The organism is Bacillus safensis (assembly GCF_039619585.1).
Classification (GTDB): Bacteria; Bacillota; Bacilli; order Bacillales; family Bacillaceae; genus Bacillus; species Bacillus safensis.
On sequence record NZ_CP154909.1, the window covers coordinates 1,180,108 to 1,198,441 of the forward strand.

The window sequence follows — 18,334 nt, forward strand, 5'->3', positions numbered from 1 at the left end:
ATTTCCCGGGAAAAGAAGCGCCTCTTCAAGATGGCGTTTCTTTTTTTGTTTAAATGAAAAAACAGAGTTGACACCTGTGAATAGTTTGAATAATATAAAGACTAACATCAATCATACATAGCTGATCGGACAACCGAAGGCTCTTGGCAATTTGAAGTACAGAACTGTGATGTATTTCAGGTGGCTAAGGGTCTTTTTTGCGTGTGAAACGGCAAGGTTGGTGTCACTATTATTTGATAACGGGGAGCGGGATAACATGAAAAAGTGGAAATGGGTCTCTATCGTGACCATCATTTTAGTCTTGGCTGTGACGAGTACTGCATGCTCAAACGCAAACGAAGCTTCAAAGCAAAAGGGAAAGGTTGAGCTGTTAAATGTTTCGTATGATCCTACACGTGAATTGTATCAGGAATACAATCAAGCCTTTCAGACGTATTGGAAAGACAAAACTGGTGAGGATGTCACGATCAAGCAGTCTCACGGTGGATCAGGAAAGCAGGGAAGATCGATTATTGATGGACTCGAGGCAGATGTGGCAACACTGGCTTTAGGGTATGACATTGATGCGATTGCAGATCGCGGACTGCTTTCAAAAGATTGGCAAAAAGAATTTCCAAATCAGTCCACACCGTATACATCGACCATTGTGTTTCTTGTGAAGAAAGGGAATCCCAAAAACATTAAAGATTGGGACGATTTGATTCGGCCAGGTGTGTCCATCATTACGCCAAATCCGAAAACGTCCGGCGGTGCGAGATGGAATTACTTAGCTGCATGGGCCTACGCCGATAAAACATTTCATGGGAATGAAGAAAAAACAAAGGATTTTGTCAAAAAGCTATATGAACATGTCGAAGTCCTTGATTCAGGTGCACGCGGAGCCACAACGACCTTTGTTGAACGCGGACTTGGGGATGTGTTAATTGCATGGGAGAATGAAGCCTATTTAACGCAGCACGAACTAGGCAAAGACAAATTTGAGATTGTCACCCCATCAATTAGTATTCTAGCGGAGCCGCCTGTTGCGGTTGTTGATCAAAATGTGAAACGTAAAGGAACAGAGAAAGTGGCGAAGGCTTATTTAGATTATTTATATTCTAAAAAAGGGCAGGAAATTGCGGCGAAAAACTATTATCGCCCTAGAAATCAAGAAGTCTTAAACAAATATAAAGACCAGTTTAAAAAGATTGATATGGTGACGATTGATCAAGCGTTTGGCGGGTGGAGAAAAGCGCAGAAAAGATTTTTTGATGATGGCGGCTTATTTGATCAAATATACAGCGGACAAAAATAGGGGGCGATGTGATGAAGAAAACACATGCAGCCGCCAATAAAAGAAAACGTATATTGCCTGGATTTGGTCTGAGCCTTGGGGTGACGCTCGTTTATGTGAGTGCGATTGTCGTCATTCCTTTATCCATGGTATTTATTTGGACGGCTTCATTAGGAGCAGAGGGGATTTGGAAGGTATTTACCGATGCAAGAGTATTGAAGTCGCTTCAGCTGACCGTGACGACTTCCTTTGCAGCTGCTCTCATCAATGCAGGGTTTGGTGTACTGATTGCCTGGGTTCTCGCCAGGTACACATTTCCTGGAAAGAAAATCTTAGATGCTCTCATTGATTTGCCTTTTGCTCTCCCAACCGCTGTTGCGGGTATTGCCCTCACCACCCTTTATTCTCCTAATGGATGGATTGGTCAATTTCTGCATATAAAGGTGGCGTACACACCGATTGGGATTATTTTGGCACTGATTTTTATTGGCATTCCATTCGTTATCCGAACCGTTCAGCCTGTGATAGAGGGGCTGCAGCAGGAAGTGGAAGAGGCTGCGGCGATTCTTGGTGCGACAAGGAGACAGACCTTTTTTCACATACTGCTACCGGCCTTGTTTCCTGCGGTGATGACTGGATTTTCACTTGCGTTTGCAAGAGCGCTAGGTGAATATGGCTCTGTTGTGTTTATTGCTGGAAATATTCCGTTTAAAACAGAAATTACACCGCTGATGATCATGTCCAAGCTTGAACAATATGATTATCATGGTGCAGCAGCAATTGCATGCTTGATGCTGCTTCTTTCATTTTTCATTCTGTTATTGATTCACGGCATTCAGTGGTATGTTGAGCGGAAAAAACAAGTATACGTGAGGTGAAACCATTGGAGAGAGAGTTTAGTCATCAGCACCATGTTCGGTATAAAAGTCCTGTAACCGAATCTAAAGCAGTGAAAATCCTATTGATTACGGTCGTGTATGCTTTTTTGATTTTATTTTTACTTATACCGCTGATCACCGTTTTTTCAAAGGCATTTGAGAAAGGGTGGAGTTCATACCTTCTGGCCATCTCACATCCAGATACACTAGCGGCGATCAAATTGACCGTTTTCATTGTCGTCGTCACCTTGCCGCTTCAAATGATCTTTGGGGTGAGTGCTGCATGGCTTATCACAAAATTTAACTTCCGCGGAAAACGTTTGTTAACGACTGTGATGGACCTCCCGTTTGCCGTTTCGCCTGTGATTGCTGGACTTGTATTTGTGCTTTTATTTGGTTCAAACGGGCTTTTAGGACCTTGGCTTATGGCGAATGGATGGAAAGTCATTTATTCTGTACCAGGCATGATCCTAGCCACCATATTCGTTACATTTCCATTTATCGCTAGAGAATTAATCCCGTTTATGCAGCATGAAGGCATTCAGGAGGAGGAAGCATCGCTCACACTGGGTGCAAACGGATGGAAGACTTTTTTCTTTGTGACACTGCCGAATATCAAATGGGCTCTTTTTTACGGTGTCATCTTGGCCGGGGCAAGAGCGATTGGTGAATTTGGTGCCGTGTCGGTTGTATCAGGTCATATTCGAGGGATGACCAATACGATGCCGCTTCATATCGAAATTTTATACAATGAGTACCAATTTCAAGCCGCTTTTGCTGTGGCGTCTCTCATGGCGTTTGTGGCAGTCATTACTTTAATCATTAAGCAAATCATTCAGCAGAGGGATCACCGGCTTGGCAAGCGGTCAACATAAATGGAGGGATGTGCCTTGGGGATTACAGCAAAACAAATATTAAAACAATTTGGCCAGACAAAGGTTTTGCAAAACGTGGATTTATCGATAAGAAATGGTGAATTGATCTCTTTATTAGGACCGTCTGGCTCTGGGAAGACGACGTTATTAAGAATCATTGCAGGTCTTGATTACGCCAATAACGGGCAGATTTTATTCGGAGATCAGGATTACACACACATTCCAGTACGAAAACGGCAGATCGGTTTTGTGTTTCAGCAATATGCGCTTTTTCGAAATATGACGGTTTTTGATAATGTGGCATATGGACTGAAAATTAAACCTAGAGGAGAAAGACTGCCTAAAAAAGACATCAAAGAGCGGGTACATGAGCTTTTAGAGGTTGTTCAGCTTACGCAGTATGAGCAGCGGTATCCAGAGCAGCTGTCAGGAGGGCAAAAGCAGCGTGTAGCACTGGCGCGCGCACTTGCCGTTCAGCCGAAGGCACTCCTGCTGGATGAACCCTTTGGCGCACTTGATACAAAGGTGAGGAAAGAATTAAGGCATTGGCTGAAAAAAGTTCATCGTGACTTTCAAATGACCACCATTTTTGTGACACATGATCAAGAAGAAGCATTTGATATTGCTGATCGTGTTGTGGTGATGAATGAAGGAAGAATCGAAAAAATTGGCACAAAGGAAGAAATGGCAGTGCAGACAGACAATCTATTTGTATCTGAATTTTTAGATATAGGAAGCCACATTTAACAAGCAGTATAGAAGATTAGAAGGAAGAGACGCGGTGATGACTGCGTCTTTTTTTATTTAAATTTCCCTAGGGACATTGACTTATAATTTTGAATATTATAATATCTTTACAAAGGTAACAGTATTGAACATTTTTTAGAAGGTATAATTGTAAGCGCTTTATAAAAGGTTCTATTCTAAAAATGTTCTTTCTTTTTGTTACATGTGTTCATATTTATACCAAATGAAAGGGGTGGTTGTTTGAACAGCTTGTTTGAGTTAGATGAACAACTGATTAAGCTGCAGTTCGAAACATCTTCGAGAGAGGAGGTGACCACATATTTAGCAGGGCGGTTAGAAGCTGGAGGGTACATTAAATCGAGCTTTTTACCAGCAGTGCTTGAAAGAGAAAAAACATATCCTACAGGCCTTCCACTTGCAGCCTTTGGGGTAGCGATTCCGCATACAGATCCTGAGCATGTGAACAAACCAGCGATTAGTGTAGCTACTTTAAAGGAACCTGTCATTTTTCATAAGATGGGAAGCCCTGATGAAACAGTGCAAGCCAAAATTGTGTTTGTCCTAGCAATCTCTGAGCCTAGCAAACAGCTTGTGATGCTGGAGAAGCTGATGACACTTTTTAGAAAAGAAGAAGTGATGACGAAGCTCTCTTATATGACATCTTATGAAGAAGCGGTTGACGTGCTTCAGCAAGAACTAAACCAATAGTCACTCGCGAAATTATGTAAGCGCTTTATCTGAAAAATTCAGGAGGTGGATGTATGATCAAGCAAGCCGTCGATTTTATATTAGACCTTGGACCAACTATTATGCTCCCGATTATTATGACGCTTTTCGGTATGATTTTAAGGCAGGGCTTTAAGAAATCCTTCAGGGCCGGTATTACGATCGGAATTGGATTTGTTGGTGTCAATCTTGTCATTAATTTGCTCGTGAGCGGACTTGGGCCAGCAGCAAAAGCCATGGTTAATTCCCTTGGGCTAAAGCTCGATATTTTGGATGTTGGATGGCCGATTGGAGCTGCCATATCCTTTGGTACACCCGTTGCCCCGCTCATGATTCCTCTTGTGCTTTTATTAAATGTCATCTTATTGTCTGTAAACTTTACGAAAACGCTGAATGTGGATATTTGGAACTTCTGGCATTTGATTTTCGCAGCCTCTGTTACTTACTACGCTTATCATAATATGTTCTTGGCTCTTGCTGTTGGCTTGATCGTCTCTGCGATCACGCTAAAGTTAGCCGATTGGACGGCGCCGACAATCGAACACCATTTCGGTTTAAAAGGCGTATCGATGGCTCATGCAGAAACGGTCAACTTCGCCCCGCTCATGTATGCGTCCAACCGCGTCATTGATAAGATTCCTGGTTTAAACAAAATTCATGCTGATCCAGAAACATTGAAGAAACGCTTTGGCATTTTTGGCGAACCGCTTGTGATGGGTCTCATACTTGGTATCATTATTGGTCTTCTCGGCGGCTATGATGCAAAAGGCGTGATGACGCTCGGTATTCAAATGGCGGCAGTTCTTGTCTTAATGCCAAGAATGGTTGCTTTATTAATGGAAGGGCTCATTCCAATCTCTGAGGGCGCTCGTTCTTATATTCAAAAGCGTTTCCCAGGGAAAAATGTCTATATTGGTTTAGATACAGCGATTGTGATTGGTCATCCAGCGAATATGGCGGTAGCCCTTTTAATGGTGCCGATTACGATTTTGCTCGCAGTTGTTCTGCCTTACAATGGCATGCTCCCGTTTGCTGACTTATCGGTTCTGCCATTTACAGTTGTCTGGGCAGTAGCAGCCGCTCGTGGAAATATTATTCGCGGCCTTATTAACAGTATTTTTACATTAATGATTGTCTTCTTTATCGCAACGAACCTTGCTCCGCTTGCGACAACCATGGGGAAAGCAGTCGGCTTTGATTTCCCAGAAGGGGCAAACATGATTTCAGGTATTGATCTTGGTTCTCACGTCATTCCTTGGATCATGGTGAGACTTCTTGATCCGAGCAACCCTTACTTTATTGCAGCCATCATCTGTGCTCTGGCTTATGGGCTTCTATGGTACTGGGTGCGAAATGATATTAAAAAGCAGTATGCAAAAGAAATGGGCTTAGATCAGAAAGAACAATAAATGAGCTGGAGGGATTCTAATGGCGAAGAAAATATTAGTATCATGCGGAACGGCAGTTGCAACATCAACGGTTGTGGCTAAAAAGGTAGAAGAGACGTTAAAGGAAAAAGGATATGATGTCGTGGTGGAACAGTGTAAGGCATCTGAAGTCCCGCAAAAAGCGGAAGGCGCCGATTTAATTGTGACAACAACGCCTGTAAGTGATACAAAAGGGACACCTGTGATTCAAACATTATCCTTTTTAACTGGATTTGGTATTGAAGATGATATCGAGAAAATCATTGATCATATCAAGTAGAGGGCTATTTTCTGAAGGAGCTTTTCCGGCTCCTTCTAGTGATTTGAAAGGAGGAAGTCTTATGCAGCATCATGCTTATAGCCGAACGTCTGCAGTGTTGTCTATTTTTCTTCCGGCTGTGCTCATCTGTCTGTTTTTTCTCTGGTCTCTTTATACGTTATGGTCAGCAGGACCTGACCCGTTAGCTGTGTTAGGCGTTTATACGCTGCCTATTCTCATGCTCTCTAGTATTACAGGACTGAACCAGCCGACAAGCGTCATCATTAGTGAAGATCAACTGAAGATAGGCGCTTTTGGCAGATGGCACACATATGCAATTTCTGATATCAAAGGAAAGCTTTTTTTAAAGCCTTATCCTCATATCGGGAAAGTCTATGTCAGGGTGGGTCCATCTCGTATATTCGGAGGGCGTTACTGGATATCCAGTGAGATGAGTGAGTACAAGCAGCTTGTTCAAACGTTGCAGGATTTTGCGAAGGGTGATGAAAAGGAGGATGCCGCTACATGAAATCAGCTGTCTTTTATTCTTCAGAGGACATTCGGTATGAGGAGCGGAACCGGCCAGTCATCGGTGATGATGAAGTTTTGTTAAAGCTGCGAGCCTGCGGCTTATGTGGAACGGATATTTACAAAGCAACACATGAGACAGTACCTCCTGGGACAGTGCTGGGGCATGAAATCGCTGGTGATATTGTCGAGACCGGCAAGCACGTGACAGATGTCCAAACGGGAGACAGGGTTTATGTGGCACATCATGTGCCTTGTTTCACCTGTGACTTTTGTCAAAAGGGTTTTTATACGATGTGTCCGCAGTTTACAGCCACAAATGTAGAGCCGGGCGGGTTTTCAGAATATATCCGTGTACCTGCTTTGCATGTCAAGCACACGATGGGCAAGCTTCCAAAAGACGTATCGTATGAGCAAGGGGCGATGGTAGAACCGGTTGCCTGCTGCCTGCACGGGTTTGAACGAGCTCCTGTTCACCCAGGAGATTCCGTTTTGATCCTTGGAGCGGGGCAAATTGGCTGTATTCAATTGCAGCTCGCCAAATATTATTTGGCTGGGAAAGTGATGATAACAGACGTGAATGAGAACAGACTGCTGCAAGCGAGGAGTTTAGGTGCAGACGTCTCCTTTCATCCAGCAGCCGAGCCGGTGGAAAACCGGGTGATGAAAGAAACAGATGGAAAGGGAGCAGACCTCGTCATTATTTCTGTTGGGAGCAGTGCGCTTTTAAAAGAGGCGTTTCAGGCTGTAGCGCGAGGCGGGACGATTTTGGTGTTTGCTCATTTTCCAAAGGGAGATGTGGCCATTCCTGCTGAACGATTTTTTAATGATGAAGTGAAGGTAGTAGGAGCCTATTCCTCGCATCCATATCATTATCGTGAAGCCCTTGAGCTTTTGAAAGCAAAAGTGGTCAACACTGAAAAGATGGTGACGCATCGTTATCCGTTAAGCCAGCTGCTTCAGGCGATAGAATGTGCGAGGCATCCTGAGGGTGAGAGCGTCAAAATCATGATGTATCCAGATGAATGAGTGTATGAGATTAAAAGAGAAAGAGAAGTTCTTTGGAAAAGGGCTTTCCCTTTCTCTTTTTTTCTGATAAAAGATGAAAACGCTTAAAAATGAGAGAGAAATGCTTGACTTCGATGACACTTAAACGTATGATTATTACAAATGTAACACATAAGAACAAATGTAAAGGGGAGAGAAGAAATGCAAAAACAAATCACTTTGCCTGAACAGATTAGTCATGAGAAATTAGCAGATTTATATAAACAAATGTGGTTAGTGAGATATTTTGATGAAAAGGTCGACCAATTTTTTGCAAAAGGACTTATCCATGGCACCACTCATTTATGTGTTGGACAGGAAGCGTCAGCTGTTGGATCGATTGCCGTATTAGAAGATAAAGATAAGATCGTCAGCACACACAGGGGACACGGTCACTGTATTGCAAAAGGGGCCGAGGTTAATAAAATGATGGCTGAATTGTTTGGACGTGAAACCGGCTATTGTAAAGGAAAAGGCGGCTCGATGCATATTGCGGATTTAGAAAAAGGAAATCTTGGGGCAAATGGAATCGTTGGCGGCGGTATCCCGCTGGCAACAGGTGCAGCGCTCACATCTAAAATGAAGCAGGAAGGCTTTGTTGTTCTTTGTTTCTTCGGAGATGGTGCTACAAATGAAGGCAGTTTCCATGAAGCATTAAACCTTGCGTCTATTTGGGATTTACCGGTTGTGTTTATTTGTGAAAACAACCAGTACGGCATGTCTGGCCCTGTGAAAGAAATGATCAATATTGAAGACATTTCAACAAGAGCAGAAAGCTACGGAATGCCAGGAAAAACGGTTGATGGAAATGACATGGTCGAAATTATGAACACAGTAGATGAAGCAGTCAGCCGTGCGAGAGCGGGAGAAGGCCCATCACTCATTGAAATGAAAACGTACCGCTGGAAGGGTCACTCTAAGAGTGATGCGAAAAAATACCGTACACGTGAAGAAGAGACAGAGTGGAGACAAAAAGACGGAATCAAACGCTTTAAGTCTCTCTTGATTGAACTGAATGTTTTAACAGAAGAGCAGGCAGCAAGCTTACAGGAAGAAGCGAAGCAGGAAATTGAAGCGTCTGTAGAATTCGCCAAAAACAGTAAAGAACCGTCAATTGACACACTATTAGAGGATGTATACGCCTAATTAGGAGGGAAATCACGTGACAAAAACAACAGTGAGAGAGATTTCATATTTAGAAGCCGTTCGAGAGGCTATGAGTCAGGAAATGAGAGAAAACCAAGATGTCTTCATTTTAGGTGAAGATATCGGCGTATATGGAGGTGCTTTTGGGGTCACGCGCGGCATGATTGAAGAATTCGGTCCAGAGCGCGTTCGCAATACACCTATCTCAGAGGCTGCCATCGCAGGTGGGGCAGTCGGAGCGGCTTTAACTGGTATGCGGCCGATTTTAGAACTTCAATTCTCTGACTTTATAACAATCGCAATGGATCAGCTTGTGAACCAAGCAGCCAAAACACGATACATGTTTGGCGGAAAAGGAAAGGTGCCGCTTGTCGTAAGAACACCAGCAGGATCAGGAACGGGTGCAGCGGCGCAGCACTCACAAAGCTTAGAAGCGTGGATGGCGCATATTCCAGGACTTAAAGTGGTTCAGCCTTCAACAGCCTATGATGCAAAAGGACTTTTAAAAGCGGCGATGGATGATGACAACCCTGTCATTTTCTACGAGCACAAGCTTTTATATAAAACAATCGGTGAAGTGCCTGAAGAGCAATATTCCATTCCTCTAGGGAAAGCAGATGTGAAAAGAAGCGGGAAAGACGTCACGATTGTAGCAACAGCGATTATGGTACACAAAGCGTTAGAAGCGGCGAAGGAACTAGAAGCAGAGGGAATTGATGTTGAAATCATTGACCCAAGAACACTTGTCCCATTAGATGAAGAAACGATTATCGAATCTGTGAAGAAAACAGGTAAATGTATCGTGGTTCATGAAGCAGTAAAACGAGGCGGCTATGGCGGAGAGATTGCAAGTATGATAGCGGAAAGTGAAGCCTTTGACTACTTAGATGCTCCAATTAAACGACTTGGCGGTCTTGCGGTCCCAATACCATACAACCCGACGCTGGAAAAAGCGGTCATTCCACAAGTGCCAGATATTATTGAAGCAGCAAAAGAGCTTGTGCGCTCTTAAGTAAAGGGGAGAAGATCATGCCAAAAGAGATATTTATGCCGAAGCTGAGCAGTACGATGGAAGTCGGCACCTTGCTTCAATGGTTTAAAGAAGAAGGAGATTCGGTTGAAATCGGTGAGCCTCTTTTTGAAATTATGACAGACAAGATCAATATTGAGGTGGAAGCCTATGATGATGGTATTTTTCTAAAGAAATATTATGAAGCCGATGATCAAATTCCAGTCAATGCTGTCATTGGATACATCGGAGAGGCAAATGAACAGGTGCCAAGCGAACCGCCAGCACAATCAGATGAAGATTCACCAGGCAGCAGCGAATCGTCTTCATCAGACGCGGCTTCATCCAGTTCTGCTGAAGCCCCAAAAACACTTAATGAAAAAGTACGTGCCACACCTGCGGCGAGAAAAACGGCAAAGGATCATCATGTAGCGATTCATGAGGTATCTGGCACAGGACCTAAAGGCAGAGTTCAAAAGCGTGACGTCGAGGCGGCCGTCCACTCTAGTGAGAAAGATCAGCGCGTGTCACCGCTTGCAGAAAAAGTGGCTGCTCGTGAAGGAATCAATTTAGCGAATGTTGCTGGATCTGGTGCACACGGTAAAATTATGAAGAGTGATGTAACGGCAGCAGCTGCAAAAACAACAGAGTCTTCTCCAGTGAAAACACAAAAACTAGCTGGTATGAGAAAAGTGATCGCTGACCGCATGTCACAAAGTGCCTTTACAGCACCGCACGTGACATTAACAAGTGAAATCGATATGACAAAAGCGAAAGAAATACGCAAACAGCTATTGCCAGCGATTGAAAAAGAGACAGGCTACAGACTGTCGTTCACAGAAATTATGATTCATGCGGTCAGCAACGTACTCACACGCCACCCGCATATCAATATGACGTTTGAACAAAATGAGCTCCATTTCCATGACGATGTGCACATTGGTCTCGCTGTCGCTGTAAAAGATGGCTTAATGGTTCCAGTCATTTCTCATGCGAACCAAAAAGGGTTAAAACAGCTGACAAAAGAGGCGAAAGAAATCGGCCGAAACGCACGTGACCAAAAACTGCTGCCAGACCAGCTGAAAGGGTCCACTTTTACCATTAGTAACTTAGGGATGTATGCCATTGATACCTTTACCCCGATTATTAATCAGCCGGAAGTGGCGATCTTAGGGGTTGGGCGCATTCAAGAAAAACCTGTTGTAGTAGATGGAGAAATTCAGGTGCGGCCGATGATGGGTGTTAGTTTATCGTTTGATCACCGAGTGGTAGATGGCGCACCAGCGGCTGCCTTTTTAACAGACCTTAAAAAAGTGCTTGAACAACCATTTGAATTGCTAATGTAGGAGATGAATCGGATGACGAAAACGTATGATCTGACAGTCATTGGCGGAGGGCCTGGCGGGTATACTGCCGCCCTTCAAGCAGCTGAGCGTGGACGGAAGGTCGCATTGATTGAAGAGGATTTTCTAGGCGGTACTTGTTTAAATCGGGGCTGTATTCCTTCCAAGACACTGCTCAAACATGCAGAAGTCATTGAATCAATTGAGAAGGCGAAAAGCTGGGGAATTGAAACAGGTGATTTGGTCCTTTCCTTCGATAAAATGAGAAAGCGCAAAGATGACGTCATTGAAAAGCTCAGAGGTGGAATTGCCTTTTTATTAAAGCAAGGAAAGATTGATGTATATAACGGCAGAGGTACAGCTGTTACAAAGCACCGGATTGAGATTGAAAAGCTAGATGGTTCAGAATCGATTGAAACGAAAGAGCTCATCATTGCCACTGGATCTTCACCTGCCATTCCGCCAATACCAGGCCTTAAAGACATTCAATTTGACACAAGTGATACGATCTTTGACATCCCAGATATTCCGGCTTCTGTCGTCATCATTGGCGGCGGTGTCATTGGACTTGAGCTGGCTTGTATCTTCCAGAGTCTTCAATCAAAAGTCACGATTATCGAAGCGGCTCCGTCTATTATTCCACAAGAGGATGAGGAAGCATCTAAGCTGCTAGAAAGAGAATTAAAGAAAAAAGGCATCCATATCGCGAAAAAAACCACTGTGACAGAGGTGACGGAAAGCGAAGGAGTCAAAGCGGTTCATGCATCAGACGATAAAGGAGAGACGCATATTTTTACGGCTGAAAGACTGCTTGTTTGTGTAGGAAGAAGACCTAGCGTTTCTGCTGTCATCCAGCTTGACCTTCAGCTGGATGGTCCTTTTATCAAGGTGAACGACAAGATGCAGACAAGCGTGGAAGGTGTCTATGCAGTTGGGGATGTCGCTGGCGGCTATCAGCTTGCTCACGCAGCGATGGCAGAGGCCGCTGTTGCGGTCAGTAATATTTGCGGAGTGTCTGAAAAAATGAATGCTGATATCATGCCTAGATGTATTTATACATTACCAGAGGTAGCGAGTGTTGGTCTGACTGAGAAAGAGGCAAAAGCCAAAGGACTTAACGTGCGGGCAGAACGATTTGATTTAGCGGCAAGCGGTAAAGCACTAGCGGCAGGTGATCAAACAGGCTTTATTAAATTGGTATACGATACAGCCTATGGTGAAGTGATTGGCGCGACGATGGTTGGCCCGCACGTCACAGAGATGATTTCAGAAGCTTCCTCCTTTATGTATTTAGAAGGAACAGCAGAAGAGATGGCGAAAATGATTCATCCGCATCCGACCATCTCAGAAGGTTTTTATGAAGCAGCACTTGATATCGTGAGTAAGCTGAGAAAATAATGGCCAAACAAGGGATAGGGAGGAGATGCATGTGCACGTCCAGCTTCATCAGAAAGCGGCACTTGTGACAGGTAGCACAGATGGATTTGGAGAAGCCATCTGCCTGGCTTTAGCCCGGGCAGGTGCACATGTTTTTTTACACACGTTTCATGATGAATCAAAGGCTAAAACCATTCGTGAAGACATTCAAAAAATGGGCTGTCAAGCGAGTATCATTCAGAACCCGCTGGAAACACCGCGTGATGCCGCGCGAATGCTGAGGCAAGTGATTGATACATGCGGTAAACTGGATATTTTGGTCAATCAAGCAGAGCAAGGAGCGGACGCGAAGCTTGATGACGTGCGCCCTGATGAGTGGGTGGATGAAGTGGAATCGGCTGTGAATACCGTCTTTCTTTCCAGCCAGGCTGCTGTATGGCATATGGTTGATCAGAGGCAAGGCTGCATCATTAATATATCGTCATCAGGCAGTATTACAGGTGATGGCGGGATCTCGCATGCTACATCGAATTCTATGCTGAATGCCATGACAAAAGGGTTAGCGAGAGAATTTAAAGACAAAGGCATCCGGGTGCTTGCGCTGCTGCCGCCTCCTCTTCATTTGGTTCCTGATACAGAGCAAATCAAGGAGACTGTGGCCCATATGACGGTGTTTCTCAGTACATCCTATGGTGCATTTACAGATGGCGTGGCGATTATGCTTGATGGGGGTGAGAGTGCTGGCTAATGTTCAAAAACCAGTTCTCATCGTTGGCGGAGCCCAAGGGATCGGAAAAGAAATTGCTGAGCGTTTTTTAAAAGAAGGGCACCAAGTCGCCGTGTCAGATATAGATGAAAAGGGACTTTCGCTCTTAAAGACACAGTATCCTCAGCTGCTGACATTTCAAGCTGACGTTTCATCGTGGGAAAGTGTTCAGCAAATGATATCAGCAGCTGAAAGGGAGCTGGGCGGTATTGCTCACCTTGTGTATTCAGCAGGAATGACTAAATCACTGCCTTTTTTAGAAGTCGATTTTTCACTTTGGAAAAAGACACTGGCTGTGAACTTATATGGTCTTTACTATTGCATCAAAGCGTTGGCACCCTATATGTGTGAGCGGCAGGAAGGCAGTGTTGTCATTATTGGATCGGGATCTGCAATCACCGGCTCAGGCGGCGGTATTCAATATTATGCATCAAAAGCAGGTGCTTTTGGATTGATGCGTTCGCTCGTAAAGGAACTAGGCTCGCATCAAATACGCATCAATGTGATTGCCCCCCGCGTCATTGAATCTCAAATGCTTGATACGCTCTATCCTACTGTAGAGGAGAAACGGCAGCTGCAATCACTCATTCCCATCGGAAGATTAGGAAAGCCTGAGGATATCGCAGGGCTCACTTTATTTCTCACACGTCGCGAGGGGAGCTATTTGCACGGACAAATGATCCTGTTAGACGGAGGGAGAACGTATCAGCCCAAATATACTGAGGGAAAAAGAGCGGAGAGTTAATCGCTCTTTTTGTCATTTTCATAACAATTGTTCCAATTGGAAACGAATGTTTGGTATACTGGTAATCATAGTATATTAAAAGGATGATGTCACATGCTGAATTGGGAAGAAAGACGACAGCTCGTCAAAGTTGCTCATCTTTATTATACAGACGGGTGGACGCAGCAGGAAATTGCAAAAAAGCTCAATGTCTCAAGACCAGTCATCTCAAAGCTCTTACAAAAAGCAAAAGATGTGGGAATCGTGGAAGTGTACATTAAAGACGAAAGCATTCATACGGTGGAACTTGAAAAGCAGCTAGAAACAACCTTTCAATTAACAGATGCGGTCGTTGTCCCAAGTGTCGGGACAATGTCTGAGATGGTGAAGCGGGCAGTCGGTCAAGCAGGCGCCTATTATTTGTCTAAAAACATGAAAAATGCGGAGAAAATCGGCATTTCATGGGGGACGACGCTTGCTGAGCTTGTAAAAGAATATCCGTTTGAACGAAGAAACGATGTGAAGGTCATTCCTTTAGAGGGCGGAATGGGCAGGCAGGCGGTCGACATTCATGCCAATCAGCTGGCATATGAGCTGGCAAAGAAAATGAACGGCACGTGTTCCTATTTATATGCCCCTGCGATTTTAGAAACAGAAGAATTAAAAGAACGGCTTATGGCGATGCAGGACATAGAAGCTGTGCTTGAAGAAGGCAGAAATGTGGATATTGCCCTCATCGGTATTGGCAACCCGCATAAAGGGTCAACTTTAAAAACAGTCGGTTATTTAAAAGAAGAGGACTTATCTGGTTTAAGGCAATCAGGGGCTGTCGGTGATATTGGCTTTCGTTTTTTTGATGGAGAAGGAAAACCTGTCCAAGATGAACTGAATCAAAAGGTCATTGGCTTATCGCTGGAACAATTAAAGAGCGTCAAAACGGTCATCGCTGTTGTAGAAGGAACCCATAAAGCTGAGAGTATTTTAGGGGCTTTAAATGGCGGCTTCATTCAAGTACTGGTGACAGACGAACTAACGGCGGCAGCCATTTTAAAGGAAGCATCCGTTCAATAAAAGACTGGCAGCGTTCGAATGGTATAACAAGAGCAACATCAAACGAGAAAGGAGCTGTGTATCTTGAAGCAAACCGAAATGGAAGCAAACCTACACTGTACTCGGTGCCAAGAAGAGACCCTCCACAGCATCGTTTATGTGAATGATCAGATGAAAAGCGTTGAGTGTACAGAGTGTCATCAAAAGATCAGTGTGCAAGTCGACATCATGAAGGAATTTTACAAGGAAGTATACGAGAAAATAGCGACAAAGCCAAAGCGGATCACGCAGGAATATAAGTCGAACCTGAATGGATTTATCTCAAGACTCCCAATCCGCGTGCTTAGTAAGCCATACCGGCTCATGAGATATTTAAACGAATCATACAAAGTGATCAAACAATATAAAAAATGAAGCAGAGACCGTTTAGCACTCTGCTTCAGCCTGTAGGCAAGTCAGTCCTCCGCTCCGATACTCGTCTTTCCTAGACTGCAAAGGTTTCTATTACGCTGAGAAGAAGGAAAAAAAGCAGAGCACCGTTTAGTGCTCTGCTTTTTTTTGTGTTTTTTTCATATAATAATAAATAGGCAGTCCAGCCATCCCGATCAGCATGGAGATCAGGCAGCTTTTCCAATCGGTGATCATGGTGCTGATTAAAACGAATAATGAACCGATAATCGCAATGATCGGTGTCAGCGGGTAAAGTGGTACACTGTACGCACGCTTCATTCCGCTGTTTTGTTTTCTCAGCTTAAAGACGGCGAAAAAGGCCATCACGTAAAAGATGTAGATCATGAAAATCGAGACCTCAGACAGCTTCTCCGGATTACTGACGATCATAAACACAATGGCGATCAAAATTTGCACAAATACAGCGATCCAAGGTGTTTTAAACGTTGGATGAATCCGCGAAATCGCGTTGGCGAAAGGAATCTGCTTTCGTTCTGCCATCGCAAAAATCACACGTGGGAATGAAAGAACCTTTCCGTTCAAACAGCCAAAGATGCTGATGATGATCCCAATACTAATGATTTTCCCGCCAATTGGCCCAAAGAGCATGGTAGCAGCAGTGCTTGTCGCATTTTCACCTAACTGGACGATTTGATCAGCTGGCAGCACGTGCAAAAGTGCGACATTAATAAAGAGATAACAAGCCGTCACGATTAAAATTCCGCCTGCCATTGCACGAGGCAGCAGTTTCTCAGGGTTTTTCATTTCACCCCCAAGCGCCGCAAGTAAAATCCAGCCATCATAAGCAAACAGCGTAGCCAAAATCGCTGCTCCGAAGTTCATTTGAGCGATACTATCGTTGACGGCCATCAAGATGTTTTCGTTACCTTTCCATATGCCAAACACAATAATCGCAGCAATTGGGACAAGCTTTCCGATAGTGGTCAGCCCCTGAACAAATCCGCCGTATTTTGTTCCCATGATGTTGATGATACATAAAAATAAAACGGTGATAATGCCGATCGTTGTAGACCATAAAGTCGAAAGAGAAAATAGATTGGCTAATAATGAACCAAAATAAAGACCAAGTGCACCAATGATGGCGGGTCCGTAAATAATAATCTGCACCCAGCCGCATAAGTAGCCCCAAAATTCACCATACACTTCTTCAAGATAGGCGTACAACCCGCCGGTTCTCGGGATTTGTGTACCAATTTCAGCGACAGTCAGTCCGCCTGCAAGGGTTAAGATGCCACCTAGCAGCCAAGCGAATAAGGCGATGTCTGAGCTTCCTGAATAGGAAAGGACGTTGCCTGGCTTCATAAAGACGCCTGACCCGATAATGGTCCCGATGACAAGAGATAGGGCGAAAAATAAGCCGATGTCTTGTTTTAACGCTGGTTGTTCTTTGTTCATTACACACGACCTCCTGCATCACTTTCGTACGTTACTGTGACATGTATTTTGTTCATTGTAATACGATTTTAGGAAAACAAGAATTAAAAAAATTTTCTGATTTTCGTATTTGTATTTGAAAGTGTTCGTTTATTGGAGATATTAGGGTGAATGTTGCGTTAAAAACGAACAATGAAAGTTTATTTTTGATTTAATGTTAATTTAATGACCGGAAACCGAACATCCAGTAAACGTGCAGCCAAATGGTTGACTTTTCTTGAAAAATGAACTATTTTATTCATAAGGATATTATCTCGAATTCGAGATAATTTAAAATAGGAGTGAAAATAATGAAAATCAATGGGATTCACCACGTATCTGCGTTAACAGCCAATGCTCAGAAAAATGTTGATTTCTACCGCCAAATCCTTGGCTTAAAACTTGTAAAGAAAACAGTCAATCAGGATGACCCGTCTATGTATCACTTGTTTTATGGAGATGAGGTTGCTTCACTAGGAACAGAGCTAACATTCTTTGAAATTCCAATGCTTGCCCGCCGTTTGGAAGGGACGAATGCGATCACAAGCACAGGTCTTCTCGTTTCTTCTGAAGAGGCACTCACGTTTTGGGAAAAGCGGTTTGAAGATAAAGGCGTGCAGCAAGAAACAGCTTCTTTGAGAGGCGGAAGACCTGCTTTGCGTTTTAAAGACCCAGAAGGGCAGCAGCTGTTTTTAACAGTAGAACCGAATACGCAAGAGGCAGGCTCACCGCCAGTGCATGATGATATTCCGGCAGAGTTTGCGATTAGAGGTTTAGGTCCAGTTGAATTAACCGTTGCAGAAGCTGACAAGACGATCCGTGTTTTAACAGACATCCTTGGCTTCACCGAAAGAGCACGTGAACAATCAAATGATGGTGAGATCGTGACCATTTTTGAGTCAGGAAATGGGGGTGCTGGAACAGAAATTCATGTGATCGAAAAAACAGAAGGGCCTTCTGAACGTTCCGGCAGAGGAAGTGTGCATCACGTCGCATTTCGTGTGAAAGACGCAGAGGAGCTTGAAAAATGGTATGAAAAAATCTCAAAAGCAGGCTTCACGAACTCTGGTGTTGTAGAACGTTTTTACTTTAAAGCTCTTTACTTTAGAGAGCCAAATGGTATTTTATTTGAAATTTCAACAGATGGCCCTGGATTTACAGTCGATGAAGGGGTGGATGAGCTTGGCGATCAATTAGCCCTTCCGCCGTTCCTAGAGCATAAACGAGCAGAAATTGAACAAAGATTAACGCCAATTCAGTCGTCATAAAAAAACA

General features: G+C 43.8%; 19 protein-coding genes. 18 read left to right on the forward strand and 1 reads right to left on the reverse strand.

Annotated elements, in window-relative coordinates:
- The first annotated feature begins 256 nt into the window (after positions 1-256).
- The 17 genes from AAYR28_RS05975 (at position 257) to AAYR28_RS06055 (ending at position 15,589) form a co-directional block, all read left to right on the forward strand.
- Positions 257-1,294 (forward strand): sulfate ABC transporter substrate-binding protein, encoded by a 1,038-nt coding sequence (locus AAYR28_RS05975; protein WP_070325738.1) that lies wholly within the window; start codon positions 257-259, stop codon positions 1,292-1,294.
- Between the two features lie 11 nt (positions 1,295-1,305).
- Positions 1,306-2,151, forward strand: a complete 846-nt coding sequence (cysT, locus tag AAYR28_RS05980) for a sulfate ABC transporter permease subunit CysT (RefSeq protein WP_034281474.1) — start codon at positions 1,306-1,308, stop codon at positions 2,149-2,151.
- 5 nt (positions 2,152-2,156) lie between these two features.
- A complete protein-coding gene (cysW, locus tag AAYR28_RS05985) occupies positions 2,157-3,026 on the forward strand; it encodes a sulfate ABC transporter permease subunit CysW (protein WP_120207218.1) in 870 nt (289 codons plus the stop codon).
- Positions 3,027-3,041: 15 nt separating this feature from the next.
- Complete coding sequence (locus AAYR28_RS05990) at positions 3,042-3,773, forward strand: sulfate/molybdate ABC transporter ATP-binding protein (protein ID WP_183002005.1); 732 nt, start codon at positions 3,042-3,044, stop codon at positions 3,771-3,773.
- A gap of 240 nt (positions 3,774-4,013) precedes the next feature.
- The gene (locus AAYR28_RS05995; protein WP_120207214.1) at positions 4,014-4,481 is read left to right on the forward strand and encodes a PTS sugar transporter subunit IIA; all 468 of its coding nucleotides are present in this window, start codon (positions 4,014-4,016) and stop codon (positions 4,479-4,481) included.
- Positions 4,482-4,534: 53 nt separating this feature from the next.
- Positions 4,535-5,908, forward strand: a complete 1,374-nt coding sequence (locus AAYR28_RS06000; RefSeq protein ID WP_034281477.1) for a PTS galactitol transporter subunit IIC — start codon at positions 4,535-4,537, stop codon at positions 5,906-5,908.
- Between the two features lie 19 nt (positions 5,909-5,927).
- Positions 5,928-6,206: a PTS sugar transporter subunit IIB gene (locus AAYR28_RS06005; protein WP_003212259.1), complete on the forward strand. Its 279-nt coding sequence runs from the start codon at positions 5,928-5,930 to the stop codon at positions 6,204-6,206.
- A 61-nt stretch (positions 6,207-6,267) separates the two neighbouring features.
- Positions 6,268-6,714, forward strand: a complete 447-nt coding sequence (locus AAYR28_RS06010; protein ID WP_120207212.1) for a hypothetical protein — start codon at positions 6,268-6,270, stop codon at positions 6,712-6,714.
- A complete protein-coding gene (locus AAYR28_RS06015) occupies positions 6,711-7,742 on the forward strand; it encodes an alcohol dehydrogenase catalytic domain-containing protein (protein ID WP_120207210.1) in 1,032 nt (343 codons plus the stop codon). The genes AAYR28_RS06010 and AAYR28_RS06015 overlap by 4 nt, the downstream gene beginning before the upstream one ends.
- Before the next feature lie 180 nt (positions 7,743-7,922).
- Entirely contained in the window at positions 7,923-8,906 is a 984-nt protein-coding gene (gene pdhA / locus AAYR28_RS06020) for a pyruvate dehydrogenase (acetyl-transferring) E1 component subunit alpha (RefSeq protein WP_024424949.1), read from the forward strand.
- A gap of 31 nt (positions 8,907-8,937) precedes the next feature.
- Positions 8,938-9,918, forward strand: a complete 981-nt coding sequence (locus AAYR28_RS06025; RefSeq protein WP_034281944.1) for an alpha-ketoacid dehydrogenase subunit beta — start codon at positions 8,938-8,940, stop codon at positions 9,916-9,918.
- Positions 9,919-9,935: 17 nt separating this feature from the next.
- Positions 9,936-11,261, forward strand: a complete 1,326-nt coding sequence (locus AAYR28_RS06030; RefSeq protein WP_120207209.1) for a dihydrolipoamide acetyltransferase family protein — start codon at positions 9,936-9,938, stop codon at positions 11,259-11,261.
- Positions 11,262-11,273: 12 nt separating this feature from the next.
- The gene (gene lpdA, locus AAYR28_RS06035; RefSeq protein ID WP_120207207.1) at positions 11,274-12,656 is read left to right on the forward strand and encodes a dihydrolipoyl dehydrogenase; all 1,383 of its coding nucleotides are present in this window, start codon (positions 11,274-11,276) and stop codon (positions 12,654-12,656) included.
- Positions 12,657-12,681: 25 nt separating this feature from the next.
- Positions 12,682-13,383 (forward strand): SDR family NAD(P)-dependent oxidoreductase, encoded by a 702-nt coding sequence (locus tag AAYR28_RS06040; RefSeq protein WP_259455884.1) that lies wholly within the window; start codon positions 12,682-12,684, stop codon positions 13,381-13,383.
- Positions 13,361-14,146 carry an SDR family NAD(P)-dependent oxidoreductase gene (locus tag AAYR28_RS06045; protein WP_120207203.1) on the forward strand — a complete coding sequence of 262 codons (786 nt, stop codon included), beginning with the start codon at positions 13,361-13,363 and terminating at the stop codon, positions 14,144-14,146. Before AAYR28_RS06040 ends, AAYR28_RS06045 begins: the two co-directional genes overlap by 23 nt.
- 93 nt (positions 14,147-14,239) lie before the next feature.
- The gene (locus AAYR28_RS06050) at positions 14,240-15,196 is read left to right on the forward strand and encodes a sugar-binding transcriptional regulator (protein WP_024424944.1); all 957 of its coding nucleotides are present in this window, start codon (positions 14,240-14,242) and stop codon (positions 15,194-15,196) included.
- Between the two features lie 63 nt (positions 15,197-15,259).
- Positions 15,260-15,589, forward strand: coding sequence for a bh protein (locus AAYR28_RS06055; protein WP_034281483.1), 330 nt, complete (start codon positions 15,260-15,262; stop codon positions 15,587-15,589).
- Between the two features lie 126 nt (positions 15,590-15,715).
- Here AAYR28_RS06055 and AAYR28_RS06060 read toward each other — a convergent pair whose 3' ends face one another.
- Positions 15,716-17,041, reverse strand: a complete 1,326-nt coding sequence (locus tag AAYR28_RS06060) for an APC family permease (protein WP_041116373.1) — start codon at positions 17,039-17,041, stop codon at positions 15,716-15,718.
- Between the two features lie 329 nt (positions 17,042-17,370).
- Between AAYR28_RS06060 and AAYR28_RS06065 the strand changes: the two genes are divergently transcribed.
- Positions 17,371-18,327: a ring-cleaving dioxygenase gene (locus AAYR28_RS06065; protein WP_120207201.1), complete on the forward strand. Its 957-nt coding sequence runs from the start codon at positions 17,371-17,373 to the stop codon at positions 18,325-18,327.
- Positions 18,328-18,334 lie beyond the last annotated feature (7 nt).

What these genes read in the sequence shown, in the direction of transcription:
- AAYR28_RS06040 (WP_259455884.1), top strand. Translation starts at nt 12,682, where the DNA reads ATGCATGTGCACGTCCAGCTTCATCAGAAAGCGGCACTTGTGACAGGT.
- AAYR28_RS06045 (WP_120207203.1), top strand. Translation starts at nt 13,361, where the DNA reads ATGGGGGTGAGAGTGCTGGCTAATGTTCAAAAACCAGTTCTCATCGTT.
- AAYR28_RS06060 (WP_041116373.1), bottom strand. Translation starts at nt 17,041, where the DNA reads ATGAACAAAGAACAACCAGCGTTAAAACAAGACATCGGCTTATTTTTC.
- cysT (WP_034281474.1), top strand. Translation starts at nt 1,306, where the DNA reads ATGAAGAAAACACATGCAGCCGCCAATAAAAGAAAACGTATATTGCCT.
- AAYR28_RS06015 (WP_120207210.1), top strand. Translation starts at nt 6,711, where the DNA reads ATGAAATCAGCTGTCTTTTATTCTTCAGAGGACATTCGGTATGAGGAG.
- lpdA (WP_120207207.1), top strand. Translation starts at nt 11,274, where the DNA reads ATGACGAAAACGTATGATCTGACAGTCATTGGCGGAGGGCCTGGCGGG.
- AAYR28_RS06050 (WP_024424944.1), top strand. Translation starts at nt 14,240, where the DNA reads ATGCTGAATTGGGAAGAAAGACGACAGCTCGTCAAAGTTGCTCATCTT.
- AAYR28_RS06010 (WP_120207212.1), top strand. Translation starts at nt 6,268, where the DNA reads ATGCAGCATCATGCTTATAGCCGAACGTCTGCAGTGTTGTCTATTTTT.
- AAYR28_RS06000 (WP_034281477.1), top strand. Translation starts at nt 4,535, where the DNA reads ATGATCAAGCAAGCCGTCGATTTTATATTAGACCTTGGACCAACTATT.
- AAYR28_RS06065 (WP_120207201.1), top strand. Translation starts at nt 17,371, where the DNA reads ATGAAAATCAATGGGATTCACCACGTATCTGCGTTAACAGCCAATGCT.
- pdhA (WP_024424949.1), top strand. Translation starts at nt 7,923, where the DNA reads ATGCAAAAACAAATCACTTTGCCTGAACAGATTAGTCATGAGAAATTA.
- AAYR28_RS05975 (WP_070325738.1), top strand. Translation starts at nt 257, where the DNA reads ATGAAAAAGTGGAAATGGGTCTCTATCGTGACCATCATTTTAGTCTTG.
- AAYR28_RS06005 (WP_003212259.1), top strand. Translation starts at nt 5,928, where the DNA reads ATGGCGAAGAAAATATTAGTATCATGCGGAACGGCAGTTGCAACATCA.
- AAYR28_RS06030 (WP_120207209.1), top strand. Translation starts at nt 9,936, where the DNA reads ATGCCAAAAGAGATATTTATGCCGAAGCTGAGCAGTACGATGGAAGTC.